Here is an 18,214-nt window from a genome sequence, read left to right as displayed (position 1 = left end):
ATTCCCATGACGCAACGTAAAGGCATCATCCTGGCGGGCGGCTCCGGCACCCGCCTGTATCCGATCACCAAAGGCGTCAGCAAGCAGCTGTTGCCGGTGTACGACAAACCGATGATCTACTACCCGCTCAGCGTGCTGATGCTGGCGGGAATCCGCGATGTGCTGATCATCAATACCCCGCACGAGCAGGCGCTGTTCCAGGCACTGCTGGGCGATGGTTCGCAATGGGGCATGAACATTGAATACGCCGTGCAGCCGAGCCCCGATGGGCTGGCGCAGGCCTACCTGATCGGCAAGGATTTCGTCGGCGGCAAGCCTAGCTGCCTGGTGCTGGGCGACAACATCTTCCATGGCCACGGCCTGCGTGAAGTGTTGCGCAACGCCGACCAGCGCGACAGCGGTGCAACCGTTTTCGGCTACTGGGTGAACGATCCCGAGCGTTACGGTGTGGCCGAATTCGACAAGGCCGGCAAGGTCATCGACCTGGTTGAAAAGCCGGCCAACCCGCGCTCGAACTATGCGGTCACCGGCCTGTACTTCTACGACGGCAACGCCAGCCACCATGCCGCCGAACTGAAGCCGTCGCCGCGTGGCGAACTGGAGATCACCGATCTGAACCAGCGCTACCTGCGCGAGGGAAATCTGCACCTGGAAGCCCTCGGTCGCGGTTATGCGTGGCTGGATACCGGTACGCACCAGTCGCTGCTGGAGGCGTCGAACTTCATCGAAACCATCCAGACCCGCCAGGGCCTGCAGGTCTGCTGCCCGGAAGAAATCGCGTTCGGCCAGGGCTGGATCAGCGCCGAACAGCTGGAGGCGCTTGCCGCGCCGTTGATCAAGAATGGCTACGGCCAGTATCTGCACGCGTTGGCCGTGCGTGGAGTGGTGCCATGAAAATCATCCAGACCAAGCTGCCGGGCTGCGTTGTGATCGAGCCGGCCGTGTTCGGCGACGAGCGCGGGTTCTTCTTTGAAACCTGGAATGCGGAACGGTTCGGCCAGCATGGCCTGCCGACGAAGTTCGTGCAGAGCAACGTGTCCACCTCCGCCAAGGGCGTGCTGCGTGGGCTGCACTACCAGTGGCCGCGTCCGCAGGGCAAGCTGGTCAGCGTGCTGGAGGGCGAGGTCTACGACGTCGCCGTCGACATCCGTCGTGGCTCGCCGACCTTCGGCCAGTGGGAAGCGGTCGTGCTGAGCGCGGAAAACAAGAAGCAGTTCTGGATCCCGGAAGGGTTCGCGCACGGCTTTGCCGTGCTGTCCGAGCGCGCGGTGTTCAGCTACCTGTGCACCGAGGTGTACCTGAAGGACTTCGACGCCGGCGTGCGCTGGAACGATGCCGACATCGGCGTGGATTGGCCGATCAGTGGCCCGACCCTGTCGGCCAAGGATGAGGCAGCGCCGTTCCTGGAGGACATCGCCGAGGACCGTCTGCCGGTCTATACGCCATGAACGTGCTGCTTTTCGGTGCCAATGGCCAGCTTGGCCAGGAGTTGCTGCGCGCGCTGGCGCCGCTCGGGACGGTCACCGCGACCACCCGCAGTGGCAGCCTTGCCGATGGCAGCCCCTGCGACGTTGCGGATTTCAACCAGCCCGCAACCTTGGCTGCGTTATTGGACCGTGTCCAGCCCGACGTGGTGGTCAACGCCGCCGCCTACACGGCCGTGGATCGGGCCGAAGAAGACCGCGACGCCGCGTGGCGGGCCAACGCCGACGCACCGGGCGTGATCGCGCGGTGGTGCGCTGCCGCGGGTGTACCGCTGGTGCATTACTCCACCGACTACGTGTTCGATGGCCAGGGCACCCGTGCTTACCTCGAAGACGACGCCACCGCGCCGTTGGGCGTGTACGGACAGAGCAAGCTGGCGGGCGAGGACGCGGTGCGTGCCGCCGGCGGCCGCCACCTGATCTTCCGTACCGCCTGGGTATATGCCTCGCACAGCGCCAACTTCCTGCGCACCATGCTGCGGGTGGGGGCCGAGCGCGAGGTGTTGCGCGTGGTCGCCGACCAGGTCGGCACCCCGACCCCCGCCGCCCTGATCGCCGATGTCACCGCGCAGGTGCTGCAGCACCCGGGCCGGTTGTCCGGGACCTGGCACCTGACGGCCAGTGGCCAGACCAGCTGGCATGGCTTTGCCGAGGCGATCTTCGCCCAGGCACAGGCGGGCGGCGTGCTGGCACGGGTGCCGGTGGTGGAGGCCATCAGCACGGCGGACTACCCGACGCCGGCCAAGCGCCCGGCCTGGTCGGTGCTCGACAATGGCCGGCTGCAGCAGGACTTCGGCCTGCAGCTGCCCTCCTGGCAGGACGGTCTGAAGCAGGTGATGGCCGGGATTGCCCCGGCAGGCACCGCCACGCGCTGAACGGGAACGCTCGGAAACACGGATGACCCACGATAAAGACCTCCCGGGGCGGCTGCGGCCGTCCCCGCTTTCGTTTGCCCTCGCCACGGGCGTGCTGGCACTGCTTGCCCGGCTGCTGTACGTCCAGTGCTTCAGCACGCCCATGCCGTTCTGGGATCAATGGGACGGTGAATGGGCGACCGCGCTGCGGCCATGGCTGGAGGGAACGCTGCAGTGGGACACGCTGCTCTACCCGCACAACGAACACCGGATCCTGCCCACCCGGCTGGTGGCGCTGGCGTCCTACCTGGTGACCGGGGAGTGGAACAACGTCTACGAAGCACGCATCACGGCCGTGCTGTTCTGTTTCATTCCCGCCCTGCTGGTATGGCAGGCAACGCGCGATGAGGCATCGGCAGGCAGACGCTTGCTGATGATGCTGGTGGTGCTGCTGCTGTCGGTGCTGCCGTTCGCCCGCGAGAACTTCCTGGTCGGTTTCCAGAGCCAGTTCTACTTCCTGATCCTGTCCAGCGTGGTTGCCATTGCCCTGGTGGCCAGGCATCACCAGCGTCCGCGCGCGCTGCTTGCTGCGATGGCATTGAGCGTGCTGGCGATCGTCACCATGGCCTCGGGCCTGCTGACGGCGGTCGCCGCGGGCGCGGTCTGCGTGCTTGCCTGTCTGTGCCTGCCGGGGCGGCGCGCGCCGGCCCTGGCCGCCACGGCCGCGCTGGCGGTCATCGCGCTGGTCGCCTACCTGCTGTTGCCGATACCCGCGGCGCATAGCGGGATGCGCGCGCAAAGCGTGGGCGAACTGCTGCTGGCGGCCAGCCATGTCCTGGCATGGCCCGGGCGCTCCAACGGGCTGTTCGTGATCGTCTGGCTGCCTTCGGTGGTGATGGTTTCGCGCATGCTGATCCTGCGCAAAGCAAGCCCGACCGCGCTGTTCATGGCCGGGTTGTGCATCTGGTCGGCCCTGCAGGCGCTGTCGATCGGCTACGGGCGCGGTCACGACGGCATGCATCCGCCCGCGTCGCGTTACACCGAGCTGCTGGTGCCGGGCGTGGTCGGCAACGCCTGGTTCGCGCTGCAGCTGTGGGGCCTGCTGCCGACCCCGTCGCCGCGTCGCATCGCGGCGCGGTCGGTCGTGGTGCTGTTTGCATTGCTGTTCGCAGGCGGCTCGCTGAGCCAGGTTTCCAAGGACATCAAGCGGGCGAAGGCATTCAAGGTGGCAAGCGAGCTGCAGCAGGCGAACGTGGTGCGTTACCTCGCCAGCGGTGACCCGAAAGCACTGGAGGTAGGCGACTTCGAGTTGCCCTATCCCGATGCCGAACAGCTGAAGCGGCACCTGGACCACCCGGAACTTCGCCGGATCCTGCCCGCCGTGGTACGCGAGCAGGTGTCTTCGCACTGAGCGTGCCGTTGCGGCATGCTCAGCTGCGCCCGTAGGTATCCTCAAACCGCACGATGTCGTCCTCACCCAGGTAGCTGCCCGACTGCACCTCGATCAGCTCCAGCGGCAGCTTGCCTGGATTGCGCAGCCGGTGGGTGACGCCCAGCGGAATGTAGGTGCTCTGGTTTTCGCCCAGCAGGATCACCTCGTCGCCGCGGGTCACTTCGGCGGTGCCACTGACCACCACCCAGTGTTCGGCGCGGTGGTGGTGCATCTGCAGGCTCAGCGTGCCGCCCGGTTTGACGGTGATGCGCTTGACCTGGAACCGCTCGCCGTTGTCGATCGAATCGTAGGCACCCCACGGGCGGTACACCTTGCGGTGCCAGGTGGCTTCGGGCCGCTGCTCGGCCTTGAGCCGGGCCACCACCTGCTTGATCTCCTGCATGCGGTCGCTGCGGCCCACCATCACCGCATCGTCGGTCTCCACCACGATCACGTCGTCCAGCCCGACCAGCGCGATCAGGCGCTCGCCGTAGGCATAAGTGTTGCGGCAGTCGATGGCGATGACATCGCCGTGGTGGGCATTGCCATCGGCGTCCTGCGCCGATACGTCGCGCAGCGCCGTCCACGAGCCCACATCGTTCCAGCCGGCGTCCAGCGGCACCACCACGGCATCGGCGGTTTTTTCCATCACCGCGTAGTCGATGGAGTCGGCCGGCACCGCGGCAAAGGCGTCCTTGTCCAGGCGGGTGAAGTCGGTGTCGCGGCGCGCCAGCTGCCAGGCATTGCGGCTGGCGGCCAGCATGTCCGGTTGGAACAGCTCCAGCTCGGTCAGGTAGCGGGAGGCCTTGAACAGGAACATGCCGCTGTTCCAGAAGTACTCGCCCGACTCGACGTACAGCCGTGCGGTCTCTGCATCGGGTTTCTCGACAAACCGGTCGACCGCCCGCACCGCACCGCCCGAGTAGGCCTTGATGTAGCCATAGCCGGTCTCCGGCCCGGTCGGCACGATGCCGAACGTGACCAGCTTGCCCTCCTGGGCGGCAGGCAGGGCGCTCAGCACCGCTGCGCGGAAGGCCGCTTCATCGGCGATCACGTGGTCCGATGGCAGTACCAGCAGCACCGGGTCGCCGTCTTCCAGTGTGGCTTCCAGTGCGGCCACGGCGATGGCCGGCGCGGTGTTGCGACCGACTGGTTCGAGCAGGATGGCCTGCGGCTCCACGCCCAGCTGCTGCAGCTGCTCGGCGGCAACAAAGCGGTGTTCTTCGTTGGCCACCACCAGCGGCGCCCGGCCGGCGATCGGCGCGACACGCTGCCACGTGGCCTGCAGCATGGTCTGCTCACCGGCCAGTGCCAGGAACTGCTTGGGGTAGGCTTCGCGCGACAGCGGCCACAGCCGCGTGCCGGAACCGCCGGACAGGATGACCGGAAGGATGTCGTTCATCAGGCTGTGCCTCAGGATGCCTTGAGCAGCTGGGAGATCTCATCGGTGCGCTGCTGCAGCAGTGCCGCATCGCCTCGCGATTCCACGTTCAGGCGCAGCAGCGGCTCAGTGTTGGAGCTGCGCAGGTTGAAGCGCCACTGGCCGAAATCCGCGCTGATGCCATCGGTATGGTCAAGGGTCGGGCCGTGCGCGGCGAAGTGCTCCATCACCCGCGCCACCGCCAGCTTGGCGTCGCTGACCTTGAAGTTGATCTCGCCGCTGCAGGGGAACTTCTGCATGCGTTCTTCGACCAGGTCGGCTAGCGAAAGCCCGGTTTCGGACACCAGCGCGGCAATCAGCAGCCACGGAATCATGCCGGAATCAGCGTAGGCGAACTCGCGGAAGTAATGGTGCGCGCTCATTTCGCCGCCATACACGGCATCCTCGGCGCGCATCTTTTCCTTGATGAAGGCGTGCCCGCTCTTGCACAGCACGGCCTGGCCACCGGCATCTTCCACCATCTCCACGGTGTTCCACAGCAGGCGCGGGTCGTGGACCACCTTGCCGCCGGGCTGGCGGGCCAGAATGGCCTTGGCCAGCAGGCCGACCAGGTAATAGCCTTCAATGAAGCGGCCGGTGTGGTCGAAGAAGAAGCAGCGGTCGAAATCGCCATCCCAGGCGATGCCGAAGTCCGCACCGTGTTCAAGCACGGCCTGCGCGGTCATCTCCCGGTTCTCGATCAGCAGCGGATTGGGAATGCCGTTCGGGAAGCTGCCATCCGGTTCGTGGGCGATGCGCACGAATTCAAACGGGAGGTGCGGGGCCAGCAGGTCGACGATGGTGCCGGCGCCGCCATTGCCAGCGTTGACCACCAGCTTCAGCGGCTTCAGGGCGGCGCGGTCGACGTAGCTCAGCAGGTGCTCGATATACGCGCGCTTGTCCGGATGCGACTGGATGCCGGCCTTGGGCTCGGCGGCCGGTGCGGTATCGGCTTCCACGGCATCGGAGATGGCGAACAGGCCGGTGTCCGAACTGATCGGGCGGGCCTGCTGCTTGACCAGCTTCATGCCGTTGTAGTCCATCGGGTTGTGGCTGGCGGTAACCATCACCCCGCCGGCGGCGTTGAGGTGGTCGACCTGGAAGTAGACCTCTTCGGTGCCGCACAGCCCGATGTCCAGCACCTCGCGCCCGGCGCCACGCAGGCCGGCGGCCAGGGCGTCCTGCAGGGCGGGGCTGGTCAGGCGCACGTCATGGCCGACCACCACGGTGCCCGGCTCCAGCTGGGCCGCCAGCGCCACGCCGATCTTCCGCGCCAGGTCTTCGTTCAGCTCGTCCGGCACGCGGCCGCGGATGTCATACGCCTTGAATGCGGGGAGGGTCATCGGGGGTCCTTTCTGTAGTCAGTAGGCGAGTTTAGCCGCTGCGATGTATGGGAAGCGTTTTCAGCCGGGGACGCTACCGGCAATGGCTACAATGGGCCCTTACATCAACGAGGTGAGGGCGTAGATGAGCAAGTCCCCAGACAACGGCCGGCGCGGCAAACGCTATGCCAGCGCCGCCGAAGCGCTGCAGGGTGCGGTGGCCGATGGCCAGACCCTGGCCGTCGGCGGCTTCGGCCTGTGCGGCATTCCCGAGGCGCTGATCGCCGCGCTGCGCGACACCGGGGTAAAGGACCTCACGGTGATCTCCAACAATGCCGGCGTGGACGGGTTCGGCCTGGGCCAGCTGCTGGAAACGCGCCAGATCAAGAAGATGATTTCGTCCTACGTGGGCGAGAACAAGGAATTCGAACGCCAGTACCTGGCCGGTGAGCTGGACCTGGAGTTCAACCCGCAAGGCACCCTGGCCGAGCGCCTGCGCGCCGGCGGTGCGGGCATTCCCGCCTTCTTCACCGCCACCGGCTACGGCACGGTGGTGGCCGACGGCAAGGAAACCCGCGAATTCGACGGTAAGCACTACGTGATGGAAACCGCGCTGCGCGCCGACGTGGCGCTGGTCAAGGCGTGGAAGGCCGACGAGGCCGGCAACCTGGTGTTCCGCAAGACCGCGCGCAACTTCAACCCGGCCTGTGCGATGGCCGGCAGGCTGTGCGTGGTGGAAGTGGAAGAAGTGGTGCCGGTGGGCAGCATCGACCCGGACCAGGTGCACCTGCCGGGCATCTACGTGCACCGCATCGTGCACAACCCCACCCCTGAAAAACGCATCGAACAACGCACCGTGCGTGCGGAGGGCAACTGACATGGCATGGACCCGCGATGAAATGGCGCAGCGCGCCGCCCGCGAACTGACCGATGGTGCCTACGTGAACCTGGGTATCGGCCTGCCGACCCTGGTGGCCAACCATATTCCGGACGGCGTGGATGTGTGGCTGCAGTCCGAGAACGGCCTGCTCGGCATCGGCCCGTTCCCGACCGATGCGGAAGTGGATGCGGACCTGATCAATGCCGGCAAGCAGACCGTGACCGCGCGTGCCGGCGCCAGCTACTTCGGCAGCCACGACAGCTTCGCGATGATCCGCGGCGGCCACGTCAACCTGGCCATCCTGGGCGCCATGCAGGTCACCGACCAGGGCGACCTGGCCAACTGGATGGTGCCGGGCAAGATGGTCAAGGGCATGGGCGGCGCCATGGACCTGGTGGCCGGCGTGCAGCGCGTGGTGGTGCTGATGGAGCACACCGCCAAGAACGGCGAGCACAAGATCCTGCCGGAGTGCACGCTGCCGCTGACCGGCGTGGGCGTGGTCGACCGGATCATCACCGACCTGGCCGTGTTCGATGTCACCGACGCGGGCCTGAAGCTCGTCGAAGCGGCACCCGGCGTGAGCGATGAAGAGCTGAAGGAAAAGACCGGCGTCAGCTTCAGCTGACCCGGCGCACGCCTGCCGGCCAACACCGGCAGGCCGACCCTGCCGCGCGCATCGCTCCGGGGCGTCATCGGCGCAATGCTAGAATTTCCGGCTTGGCTGAACCTGGAACGCTGCCGTGATCAAACCCGGGAAGGGGAACATTTCTGTTCTGCAACGCGGGCTGGTCGGCCTTCTGATCGTCGCGCTGCTGCTGGTGGGGCTGCGTGGCATTGCCAGGGATGTGCACTTCAGTGGCGCCTTGTTGAACCAGGCATTCGTTGCGGATGCCGGTTGGATCCACTCGGTACCGCCGGAAGTGGTGGAGGCTCGCAGTTTGCTTGCCCAGCATCATGACGGCGGGGTGCCGCTCGCGCTGGGGCCTGGCCTGGAGGACGATTCGCTGCTGCAGCAGCGACTGTGGGAAGGCCTGTATCCCATGCGCCTGCATGAGGCCGACAACGGCCGCATGCTGTGGAAGACGCCCGGACCGCAGCGTCCCGGCTGCACCCGGATCGCAGGGGGTGAGCGCCTTGTCCTCGTCGACTGCCACTGACGCCGGCGCCGGTGCCGCGCTGGGCATGCTGGCCGGCGTGCTGGCCTGTTATGCCTTTGCAGCCTTGGGCTGGGTCGGACTGCCGGCGCAGGCCGCGTTCATTGCCGTGCTTGGCTGCGCCGCATGGGCGCTGTCGGCCCTGCGCGATGCCCGCGCGGCATGGATGCTGGGCGTGATCGGGGTGCTGCTGGTGCTGGCCCTGGGCAGCCCGTCGGATGGGTGGGACCCGCGCTCCATCTGGTTGTTCCATGCCCGGCGCATCTTCCTCGATGGGTCGCTGTACACCCAGCTCGATGGCTACGCGCCTTTCAGCCACAACGATTACCCGGCCCTGGTGCCGGTCTGGATGGCCACCGCGGCGAAGGTGGTGGGCCATTGGAACGAGATCTTCCCCAAGGCCGCGGCGACGCTTTTGTTGCTGCCGGCGCTGTTGTTGATCGCGCGCAGCCTGCGCACCTGGTGGGTGGCCGGGCTGTTCGCCGTGGCCCTGCTGAAGGTCGGTGGCAGCTACCTGGTGGACGGTTACATGGACGCGCTGCTGGCGGTCTACGCGGTAGCCGCGCTGGCCACCGGGATGCGTGCCGCGCGTGCGCCAGTCAGCGGAAGTGGCTGGTTCGACCTGGCTGCATACGCGGCGGTGTCGGCCATCCTCTGCCTGATCAAGAACGAAGGCGTGGTGCTGGCGGTCATCGTCGCCGTCGGCGTCGTGGCGGTGACCCTGCTGCGCGAGCGGCGCGTGGCGTGGGGCATCCCTGCGGCGTTCGCGCTGTCGCTGCTCCCCCTGCTGGCGTGGAAACTGGCGGTTTCCGCCGCACACCTGAGCAACGACCTGGCCGCCAGCGACCTCAGCGGCCAGCTGATGGCGCGCCTGCCGGATCTGGCGCAAAGCATGCTGATCGTGCAGAAGTTGCTGCGTGGCATCTTCTGGGTGCCGCTGGCGCTGATGCTGGTGCTGTGGTCGCGCACCTGGCGTACGCCGGTCGCGCTGGCCGGACTGGGGGTGGCCGTGGCCTATGCGTGCGTCCTGTACGCCGTGTACCTGGGCACCCCGCACGACCTGGAGTGGCATCTGGCCACGAGCGCGCGCCGGACCGTGCTGCCGGTGCTGCTGCTGTTGATGTATGCATTGCTGGTGCTGGTGGACCAGTGGAACCCGGCCGCGTCGCGCGTTGCCGCAGGAGAACGGAATGAACAAGGCAGCTGATGCGTTCGTGGTGGTCACCCCGGTGTACGAAGACCACGTGGCTTCCACCCGGTTGTTCTGCGAACTGGCACGCCTGTACGGCGACCGCGTGTACGTGGTGGCAGTGGACGACGGCTCCATCCGCGAGCCGTTGCAGCCGTCGCAGTTGTCCCGCTCGGGCGTCAGCGGCGTGGTGCTGAAACTGCGCCGCAACGTCGGTCACCAGAAAGCCATCGCGATAGGGTTGGGTTATGTGGAAGAGAATCTTCCCGACTGCCGGCAGGTCATCGTGATGGATTCCGATGGCGAAGACCTGCCCGAGACAATCGCCACCCTGCTGGACGCGGTGCGCAGCGACGAGGTGGATGTTGCGGTGGCGCGGCGCAGGAGCCGGGTCGAGACCCTGCGCTTCCGTGCCTTCTACGTGGTGTACAAGTTCATTTTCCAGCTGCTGACTGGGCGCACGATCAGCTTCGGCAACTTCATGGCGATCAAGGTCGGCGCGCTGCATCGCCTCAATGCCATGCACGAGGTCTGGACGCATGTGGCAGCCGGACTGATCGCCAGCAAGCTGCGCCTGGCCGTCTGCCCGATCGACCGCGGCCCGCGCTATGCCGGGCACAGCAAGATGAACTTCGTCGGCCTCACCCTGCACGGGTTCCGCGCGTTGATGGTGTTCGCCGAGGACGTGCTGGTGCGGGTAGGCCTGATGTGCGTACTGGTCTCCTCCGCTTCGATCGTGCTGGCGGTGGTGGCCACCCTGCTCAAGCTGGCCGGCTACGCTACCCCGGGTTGGTTCTCGATGGCGCTGGGGGTACTGTTCCTGGTGTTCCTGCAGACCGGCACGCTGACCCTGATGACACTGATGCTCAGTGGCATCGTCCGTGGCAGCATCCAGAAGCCGGGTGCCTACCGCGACTACCTGGCCGGTGTCATCGAGGTTGCCGCCGATGTCGCGCCGCGCTGACCTCCGCCAGCTGCTGCGTTACGTCATCAATGGGCTGGTGGCGACCGGCGTGCACTTCGCGGTGCTGAGCCTGCTGGTGGAAGTGGTGCACGTGCCGTCCAAGGGCGTGGCCAACCTGCTGGCGGCAGCGGTGGCGATCGTGGCATCGTTCCTGGGCAATCGCTTCTTCGTGTTCGCCGCCACCCAGGCGCGCGCCAGCAAACAGCTGTGGCGGTTCGTGCTGCTGTATGCCGCCATCGCGCTGTTGAACGGCGGCCTGATGGCGCTGTGGTCGGACCTGTTGAAGTTCGACTACCGGATTGGCTTCGTGCTGATCAGCATCATCCAGTTCATCCTGTCCTTCCTCGGCAACCGCCTGCTGGTGTTCAAGCCATGAAATCCCTGCGCAACGCACTGCTGCTCACCGCCCTCTACGTGGCGCTGCTGCTGGGCATCCACTTCCTGCACGTGCGCTTCTTCAGCGTCGACGTGGTGTTCTACGCGGCCATCGGCGATGCAGTGCTGGCGGCCGTGCTCGCCGGCCTGTTGCTGCTGCTGCTGCCTGCGCTGCGCCTTTTCACCCTGACCGAGAAGGTGCTGCTCGTCCTGGTGTGGCTGCTCGGTGGCTACGCGTTCGCCATTTCAGTGCCGACGGTGATCGATCGTTCGCTGTCGTTCTACATCCTGGAGAAGCTCGACCAGCGCGGCGGGGGCATCCGCCAGGACGCCTTCCAGGACGTGTTCACCAAGGAATACATGGTTGAGCATCGCCTGGTGGACGTGCGCCTGACGGAGCAGGAAAGCTCCGGCACGATCCACATCGAAAACGGCTGCGTGCTGCTGACCGACAAGGGCCGGCGCGTGGCGGGCATGAGCCGCTTCTACCGCCAGCATTTCCTGCCAAAACAGCGCCTGCTGCTGGGCAAGTATTCCGACGACCTGACCGACCCCTTCCGCCACAGCCGCCAGGACGTCACCTACCAGTGCGGCCTCACGAAGCAGCGGCGGTAGAGCGGACTGTCAGTCCGCTGCCTTTCGCGCCAGAAAACAGCCGCCCAACGGGCCGCGCATTCCATATGAAGCAGCCGTCCAACAGACGGCTCTACCGGGCCTCGCCCAGCAAGGCGTCGAAGTAGGCAATCGTCCGCCGCAACCCGTCTTCCAGCTTCACCTGAGGCTCCCACCCGCCGAGCCTGCTCTTCGCCAACGTGATATCCGGCTGGCGCTGCATCGGGTCATCCTGCGGCAACGGTTTGAACACCAGCTTCGAGCCCGAGTTGGTCAATGCAATCACGGTCTCGGCCAGTTCGCGGATGGTCATCTCTGCCGGATTGCCGAGGTTGCAGGGCCCGGTGAAATCCTTTTCGGTGGCCATCAAGCGGATGAAGCCGTCGATCAGATCGTCCACGTAGCAGAACGAACGGGTCTGCTGGCCTTCGCCGTAGATGGTGATGTTCTCCCCGCGCAGTGCCTGCACGATGAAATTGGACACCACGCGTCCATCATTGGGGTGCATGCGCGGGCCATAGGTGTTGAAGATGCGCGCCACCTTGATGTCCAGCCCATGCTGGCGGTGGTAGTCGAAGAACAGCGTTTCCGCGCAGCGTTTGCCTTCGTCGTAGCACGAACGCGGACCGATCGGGTTGACGTTGCCCCAGTACTCCTCGCGCTGCGGGTGCACGCTCGGGTCGCCGTACACCTCGCTGGTGGAGGCCTGGAAGATCCGGCAGTCCAGCCGCTTGGCCAGACCCAGCAGGTTGATCGCCCCGTGTACCGAGGTCTTGGTGGTCTGTACCGGGTCATGGCTGTAGTGCACCGGCGAAGCCGGGCAGGCCAGGTTCCAGATCTCGTCCACCTCGATGTACAGCGGGAAGGTCACATCGTGGCGCAGGAACTCGAAATGCGGGTTCGGCAGCAGGTGGGCGATATTGCGCTTGGTGCCGGTGAACAGGTTGTCCGCGCACACCACTTCGTGGCCCTGGTCGAGCAGGCGCTCGATCAGGTGCGAACCCAGGAAACCGGCGCCCCCGGTAACCAGGACGCGCTTGCTGCTGTCGTGACTTCTCATTGCTGATCCTTTGCGGGTGGCCGGCGATTGTAGGCCGCTCAGCCTGGCCGGGCGTAGGGGTAGGCTGCTGCATCCGTCCCGGCGGTGCCGCCCAGTGCGGTGACGGTATCGCAGATGCGGAACCCGGCGGCGTTGACGGTGGCGCCGGTCAGCCGTTCCAGCGCGTGCGCAAGCGTGCCGTCGATCTGCCCCCGCTCGGTATCGAACTCGCTGGGCGAGAGGTGCGCGTCCAGCAACGGCCGCAGCGCGGCCAGCCGGACCCAATACATGCTGCCGGCGGCGAACACGGCATCGTTCTTCGCCGCGGGCAGGCCCAGGCGTGCATGCAGGTACGCCAGTGCCTCTGCGTTGCCGCCGACATAGTCGGCGGTGTTCAGCAGATGCCCCGCGGGCGCGACCAGGCCCAGTCCGGGGTCTGCCTGGAAGGCGGCCACCATGGCGCGCGCACGCTCGCCACCCAGCAGCGCGCCGAGCATGTCCTGCCGCCACTGGTTGCCGTTGTCGCGGTGGGTCGAACGCTTGGTGTGCAGCTTCAGCACCAGATCTTCGTTCTCGTTCAACAGCCGGTCGGCAACGTGCAGGAAGGGAAGGATGTCGCGGCCATGGTTGTCGTACGCCAGGATTTCGGCGGCGGTCCCCACCTGTTGGAGCATCGCCTGCACCGCCTCCACGCGGTCCGGCGTGGTGGTGACCAGCAACCGCGCTTCGATGCCGCTGGCAGCGACCTGCTGCAGCAGTTCTTCCAGCACCTCCAGGTACCAGGCATGGATCACCACGCAGGGGCGGCGCGGCGCGGGCTGGCGGGACTGCAGGGCGCGCCGGGTGGCGGCCAGCCACGCGTGACCCAGGCGCTGGTCCGGCTCCAGAACGGCGCTTTCGGCCCATTCGTTCCAGGCGTTGATGAAGACCAGGCGCTGGTCGACCGGCGTATCGGCCAACCGGCCGTGGATGGTGGCGTGCAGCCAGTCGCCATAGGCGCGCGGCGATGCATGCAGCAGTACCCGGCCGCGGCCGGGACGGCGTGCTTCGTTGTCCCACCCCGGGTTGACGCCGGGATGCAGGCGGTAAGGCCGCGCGGGGGCAGCCAGGCTTTCTGCTGCCAGCTCGCGCCAGTCGCGCACATCACCTGCATAGTCGGGGTTGATCAGGAGCTGGTTGGCCGACAACGAGGTCGGGTTGACCACGTTGGGCGGGAACTCCACGGCGGAATCAAAGCCGATCTCGCGGGGGTCGGGGCGCTCGAAACTCTGCACGTAGGCCAGGTGGATCTCGCCAATGTCGTGGTTGCGGCACCAGTCGCGCCAGCGTTGGGCAGTCGCCTTGGGATCGGGCAGCAGCTGCGGGCGATACACCAGCAGCATCGGTTTGCCATCCACTTTCAATGCGCGGCGGTCGCGCAGGTATTCGGCGACATGGGCAATGAACGCAAGGTCGTCTTCCGGCGTGTGCTGCTGGCCGATCAGCACGTCCTGGTTGCGCCCGTCCCAGCGCCGGGTCCAGTTTTCATTGGCCCAGCACAGACAGAACGGCAGCGCGATGCTGGCGTCAGCCAGCCACTGGCGCAGCGGCGCCTCCATCAGGGTCTGGCCGGAGAACCAGTAGAAGTAGAAGCAGAATGCGCCAATGCCATGGTCCGCCGCGAGCCGTGCCTGGTCGCGCATCACCTGCGGGTTTCGCAGGTCATAGAACCCCAGGTCGGCCGGCAGCCGTGGCTGGGCATGGCCTTCGAACTGGGGCAGGGCGCGGGTGACATTGCGCCATTCGGTGAAGCCGGTGCCCCACCACGCGTCGTTCTGTGCGAACGGATGGAACTGGGGAAGGTAGAACGCCACCAGCGTCGCCGGCAGCGGCGAGGGCAGGGTGCCGGCCAGCCCGGCCGGCACATGGCCGATGGCCGCTTCGTCCGCCCGCACCAGTGCACGCCCGCTTAGGCGAGCTGCCCGTACCTGGCCGCGCGGCGGCGGCGGGCTCCAGTCGCCTACCCGGCTCAATGCCCGGTTGCGCAGCCGGTCGCGGGTGGCCTCGGGCAGCGGCAGGCGGCGGAACACCGCGCGCATGAAGGCGAATGCCTGCTGCCGGATGCGGGAGGCGGCGCTCATGGGGTCCGGGGCGGCAGCAGGGGCAGGGTCATTCAAGGGTCGCGTGGCAGGTGACACCCGGCATTGTCTTGCAACACACCGCGCGGGGGCAAACCTGCCAACGCCGGGCGTTCACCCTGCCCATTCCCTGCATTTTTCGTACGCCTCCACGCTCTCCCAGGCCTTGCCGTCCGGCGGCGCCGTGATCCGGCCCATCAGCTCCCGGGTCTTGGGCTTGTCCAGCGCGCGGCAGGCGAAGAAGGCGAAGTTCTGCAGGTTCCAGTCGGTGGGATACCGGGCCAGCACATCGTCGATGCCCCGGCGCATCAGTGGCCAGTCCACGTAGGAGTCGGTGAACAGATCGCTCCCGTACTGGTTCTGCGACGCTACCCAGTAGATCCGCGTGTACAGGGCGGCGCGGTCCTTGCGGCGGACCTTCTTCAGCGCGTGCCGTGCAAAGGACTCGATGGCTTCGGCACTGCCACCCCATTTGGGAGAGAAGTTGTTCACGGCGCCGAAGTAAAGCGGGTAAAAGCGCGGATACCGTGCCACGGCCTCATCGAAGATCGCCATGTAGGTCGCATCATCCATGCTGTCGCGCTGCCCCAGTCGCAGCGTCAGCTCGTACCAGTAGGGATCGCGCGCGGCAACCGATTTCTGCTTGCTGATGAACGCGAAGGCTTCGGCATTCTGCCGACGGAACGCTTCCCAGCGGTCAGGCGGCACGGTTCGGACGTAGCCGCCGCCGCGGTAGCTCCAAGCGGTGTTGGCCAGCAGCTGCGCGGTAACCAGGCGCGGCGTCGGCGAATCCGGATAGGCGTTCCACCATGCCTCCGCCAGCGCGGCGCGGTCGTTCCAGATGACAGCGTCCCTATCGCGGGTGTTGAAGTAGTTCGACACGCCGTCGTAGTACTGGGTCAGCATGAAGACGCCACTGCCGGTACGTGCTTCGGTGCTGCGATATTGCTCGGCCAATGCTTCCAACGTCTCGAAGTCGCGGGCTTCCATCAGCGCGCCGACCATCGTCATTACCTCCGCCCGCTCGGCGTGTTCATCGGCGCGTACGGGCACGACCGACACCACCCCGACAAGCAGAACCACGGCTGCAATCCATCTCTGGAACATCGACATCGCCCCCCTGGCGATCAACAGCCGTCGAGTGTAGCCGAGGCCGGTGCGGCGCATGCGGCGCGATCCGGGCCATGCTAGCGTGCCGCCATGGACCTCCATCTTCCCGATGCCCAGGTGCGCTGGCACCGCCATTGGTTGGCCGCACCTGCCGCCGATGCGCTGCAGCGCCAGCTGCGCGGCGAGGTGCCGTGGGAGGTGCACAGGATCAAAATGTTCGGCAGGCGGGTGGATTCACCACGGCTGAGCTGCTGGATGGGTGACCCGGCGGCCCGTTACCGCTATTCGGGGACCGAGTTCGTGCCGCACGCCTGGCATCCCGCCCTGGTCCCACTCCGCGATGCGTTGGGCAGTTTCTGCGGCCAGCCATTCAACAGCGTGCTGCTCAACTGCTACCGCGACAACGACGACGGCATGGGCTGGCACAGCGACAATGAACCCGAACTGGGACCCACGCCGGTGATCGCCTCGCTCAGCCTCGGCGCCGCCCGCCGGTTCCTGCTGCGCCGGCGCGACGACCACGCGCGCAAGGCGGAGGTCACCCTGGGTCATGGCGACCTGCTGGTGATGGGCGGGCGCACGCAGACCTTCTATCAGCACGCCCTGCCAAAAAGCGCCCGGCCCTTGGCCGAGCGCATCAACCTCACGTTCCGTTGGATCAACGCAACCGCGTCGGGATGACTGCGGCCGTCTTGCTGTCGGCCTGGCCGGTGGTGAGGGTCCACCCGACCAGTTCGGTGGTGACCGCCTGGAGGCCCTGCTCGAGCGCCCGGGCGACATCGCCGGTGGCGGTGCTGCCTACCGGCTGCTCCTGGCGGAACGTGCGATCGGCGACCACGCGCTGGTCGATCACGTGGATCAGCTTGGCGTTGATCTCGATGAAGGCGGTCGGGGTCGGCTGGCCGCGGTAATCGGATTCGAAACGGCGTACATCCAACGCCAGCTTGTAGTCGGCGCGGATGCCGGTGGTGGCACGCGCCACGCCGGTGATGCGGCCGGAATCCTCGAACGCGCGCACCAGCGCGTCGTCGACCATGTCGGTGGCCGGCTGCGCCCAGCTCACGCCCTTGTAGACCTCAAGCTCGCCCGGGTTCGGCCGCACGTTGATGCGCGGGCTGTCGACCACGCGCGCGGCGGTCGGCTTGACCAGCACCAGCGCCCAGTCGACCTTCGGCCAGGACGGGTCGGGCTGGATCTTCACCACGGGCGAGTAGATGGTGACCTGGCTGCGCTCGCCGCCGCCCAGCAACGACGAGCAGGCGCCCAGCGCGATCATCAGTGCCGCCGGCAACAGCAGGCGGGGCAGGGAGGCGGGCAGGAGAGGGAAGCGGCTCATTTGGGTTCGAACTCCTTCGGCGCGTCGCGGCCCAGCAGGTAGCGGGCCGGGTTGTTGTCGAGTTTGTCGCTGACCCGGCGCAGGTCGCGGATCAGCCCGCGCAGCTCGGTCAACGTCGGCCCGAGCTGGGCCAGGCCATCGTTGGCGAAGCTGTTGATGGCCGCGCGGTTCTCGCCGAGGATCGAATCGGCACTGCCGGCCGCCGAATCGAGCTTGGTCAGGGTGGTTTCCAGCTTGTCCAGGATCGGCGGCAACTGTTGCACCAGGTTGGTGTCCAGGCGCTGGATGGTGCCGTTGGTGGTCTTCAGCGTGCTGTCCAGGCTGCGCGCGGCATCGCGCGCGCTGAGCAGCAGCGCCTGGGTGCCCTGGTCGCGGTCGGCCAGGCCGCCGCTGATGGTTTCCAGGTTGGCCAGGGTGGCATTGATGCTGGCCACGTTGCGGTCGCTCAGCACCTGGTCCATGCGCTCGACGATGCGGTTGGCCACGTCGGTGATGTTCTGCAGCGCCGATGGCGTGGTCGGGATGATCGGCGCCGGGTCCTTGTTCACCGCGGTCAGCGCCTGCGCCTGCGGCGTGCCGCCGCTGAGCTGGATGATCGACGGCCCGGTCAGGCTGGTGATGGCCAGCTTGGCGCGGGTGTCGGTCTTGACCGGCGTGTTGGAGTTCAGGCGGATCCGCGCGACCACCTGGCGCGGGTCATCCGGCACCAGGTTCAGTTCGGTGATCGAGCCGACCGCGATGCCGTTGTACTGCACCGGGCTGCCCACCGACAGGCCGGTGACCGCCTCTCGGAACACCACCCGGTATTCGGTCCAGGTGCGGTCGGAGGAGTACTTGGCCGCCCAGAGGCCGAAGGCCAGCAATGCCAGCCCCACGATCAGGGTGAACGCGCCGATCAGTACGTAATTGGCTTTGGTTTCCATGGC

General features: G+C 66.7%; 19 protein-coding genes. 12 read left to right on the top strand and 7 right to left on the bottom strand.

The genetic code is table 11. From position 1 onward, the window contains the following. Window positions 1–6: 6 nt before the first annotated feature. From rfbA to QE395_RS15675, 4 genes are read left to right on the top strand one after another with little or no spacing between them, the layout of a single operon-like run. Window positions 7–894: a glucose-1-phosphate thymidylyltransferase RfbA gene (gene rfbA, locus QE395_RS15690; protein WP_068849074.1), complete on the top strand. Its 888-nt coding sequence runs from the start codon at window positions 7–9 to the stop codon at window positions 892–894. Then, window positions 891–1,448 (top strand): dTDP-4-dehydrorhamnose 3,5-epimerase, encoded by a 558-nt coding sequence (gene rfbC / locus QE395_RS15685; protein ID WP_095364250.1) that lies wholly within the window; start codon window positions 891–893, stop codon window positions 1,446–1,448. Before rfbA ends, rfbC begins: the two co-directional genes overlap by 4 nt. Then, window positions 1,445–2,359: a dTDP-4-dehydrorhamnose reductase gene (rfbD, locus tag QE395_RS15680; RefSeq protein WP_095364249.1), complete on the top strand. Its 915-nt coding sequence runs from the start codon at window positions 1,445–1,447 to the stop codon at window positions 2,357–2,359. The genes rfbC and rfbD overlap by 4 nt, the downstream gene beginning before the upstream one ends. A 22-nt stretch (window positions 2,360–2,381) precedes the next feature. Continuing rightward, window positions 2,382–3,749 (top strand): hypothetical protein, encoded by a 1,368-nt coding sequence (locus QE395_RS15675; RefSeq protein ID WP_141236279.1) that lies wholly within the window; start codon window positions 2,382–2,384, stop codon window positions 3,747–3,749. A gap of 19 nt (window positions 3,750–3,768) precedes the next feature. Here QE395_RS15675 and QE395_RS15670 read toward each other — a convergent pair whose 3' ends face one another. Continuing rightward, the gene (locus QE395_RS15670; protein ID WP_095364247.1) at window positions 3,769–5,172 is read right to left on the bottom strand and encodes a mannose-1-phosphate guanylyltransferase/mannose-6-phosphate isomerase; all 1,404 of its coding nucleotides are present in this window, start codon (window positions 5,170–5,172) and stop codon (window positions 3,769–3,771) included. 11 nt (window positions 5,173–5,183) lie between these two features. Then, window positions 5,184–6,533 carry a phosphomannomutase/phosphoglucomutase gene (locus tag QE395_RS15665; RefSeq protein WP_068849084.1) on the bottom strand — a complete coding sequence of 450 codons (1,350 nt, stop codon included), beginning with the start codon at window positions 6,531–6,533 and terminating at the stop codon, window positions 5,184–5,186. Between the two features lie 124 nt (window positions 6,534–6,657). On the opposite strand from QE395_RS15665, the gene QE395_RS15660 reads away from it, so the two are divergent. The 7 genes from QE395_RS15660 (at window position 6,658) to QE395_RS15630 (ending at window position 11,689) form a co-directional block, all read left to right on the top strand. Beyond that, a complete protein-coding gene (locus tag QE395_RS15660) occupies window positions 6,658–7,389 on the top strand; it encodes a CoA transferase subunit A (protein ID WP_095364246.1) in 732 nt (243 codons plus the stop codon). A gap of 1 nt (window position 7,390) precedes the next feature. After that, window positions 7,391–8,017: a CoA transferase subunit B gene (locus QE395_RS15655; RefSeq protein WP_095364245.1), complete on the top strand. Its 627-nt coding sequence runs from the start codon at window positions 7,391–7,393 to the stop codon at window positions 8,015–8,017. A 115-nt stretch (window positions 8,018–8,132) separates the two neighbouring features. Further along, entirely contained in the window at window positions 8,133–8,549 is a 417-nt protein-coding gene (locus tag QE395_RS15650; protein WP_306989890.1) for a hypothetical protein, read from the top strand. After that, a complete protein-coding gene (locus QE395_RS15645) occupies window positions 8,518–9,753 on the top strand; it encodes a hypothetical protein (RefSeq protein ID WP_255220520.1) in 1,236 nt (411 codons plus the stop codon). The genes QE395_RS15650 and QE395_RS15645 overlap by 32 nt, the downstream gene beginning before the upstream one ends. After that, entirely contained in the window at window positions 9,737–10,699 is a 963-nt protein-coding gene (locus QE395_RS15640) for a glycosyltransferase (RefSeq protein WP_095364243.1), read from the top strand. The genes QE395_RS15645 and QE395_RS15640 overlap by 17 nt, the downstream gene beginning before the upstream one ends. Next, on the top strand, window positions 10,683–11,075 hold the full coding sequence (locus QE395_RS15635) for a GtrA family protein (protein WP_068849096.1): 393 nt from the start codon (window positions 10,683–10,685) through the stop codon (window positions 11,073–11,075). The genes QE395_RS15640 and QE395_RS15635 overlap by 17 nt, the downstream gene beginning before the upstream one ends. Next, window positions 11,072–11,689, top strand: coding sequence for a hypothetical protein (locus QE395_RS15630; RefSeq protein ID WP_095364242.1), 618 nt, complete (start codon window positions 11,072–11,074; stop codon window positions 11,687–11,689). Before QE395_RS15635 ends, QE395_RS15630 begins: the two co-directional genes overlap by 4 nt. A 91-nt stretch (window positions 11,690–11,780) precedes the next feature. Here the strand turns inward: QE395_RS15630 and QE395_RS15625 are convergent, their stop codons facing one another. The 3 genes from QE395_RS15625 to QE395_RS15615 form a co-directional block, all read right to left on the bottom strand. Beyond that, window positions 11,781–12,746: a UDP-glucuronic acid decarboxylase family protein gene (locus QE395_RS15625; protein ID WP_095364241.1), complete on the bottom strand. Its 966-nt coding sequence runs from the start codon at window positions 12,744–12,746 to the stop codon at window positions 11,781–11,783. Window positions 12,747–12,784: 38 nt separating this feature from the next. Further along, window positions 12,785–14,845 (bottom strand): glycoside hydrolase family 99-like domain-containing protein, encoded by a 2,061-nt coding sequence (locus QE395_RS15620; RefSeq protein ID WP_095364240.1) that lies wholly within the window; start codon window positions 14,843–14,845, stop codon window positions 12,785–12,787. Window positions 14,846–14,956: 111 nt separating this feature from the next. Next, complete coding sequence (locus QE395_RS15615; protein WP_157771689.1) at window positions 14,957–16,009, bottom strand: DUF4034 domain-containing protein; 1,053 nt, start codon at window positions 16,007–16,009, stop codon at window positions 14,957–14,959. Between the two features lie 33 nt (window positions 16,010–16,042). Between QE395_RS15615 and QE395_RS15610 the strand changes: the two genes are divergently transcribed. Further along, the gene (locus QE395_RS15610) at window positions 16,043–16,633 is read left to right on the top strand and encodes an alpha-ketoglutarate-dependent dioxygenase AlkB (RefSeq protein ID WP_068849106.1); all 591 of its coding nucleotides are present in this window, start codon (window positions 16,043–16,045) and stop codon (window positions 16,631–16,633) included. Here the strand turns inward: QE395_RS15610 and QE395_RS15605 are convergent. Beyond that, a complete protein-coding gene (locus tag QE395_RS15605) occupies window positions 16,611–17,288 on the bottom strand; it encodes an ABC-type transport auxiliary lipoprotein family protein (protein WP_068849108.1) in 678 nt (225 codons plus the stop codon). The genes QE395_RS15610 and QE395_RS15605 overlap by 23 nt on opposite strands. Continuing rightward, entirely contained in the window at window positions 17,285–18,211 is a 927-nt protein-coding gene (locus tag QE395_RS15600) for an MlaD family protein (protein WP_068849110.1), read from the bottom strand. The genes QE395_RS15605 and QE395_RS15600 overlap by 4 nt, the downstream gene beginning before the upstream one ends. Between the last annotated feature and the right edge of the window lie 3 nt (window positions 18,212–18,214).

The sequence above is a fragment of the Stenotrophomonas sp. SORGH_AS_0282 genome, assembly GCF_030818125.1.
Classification (GTDB): Bacteria; Pseudomonadota; Gammaproteobacteria; order Xanthomonadales; family Xanthomonadaceae; genus Stenotrophomonas; species Stenotrophomonas rhizophila_A.
This window is presented reverse-complemented; position numbering and strand designations above follow the sequence as displayed.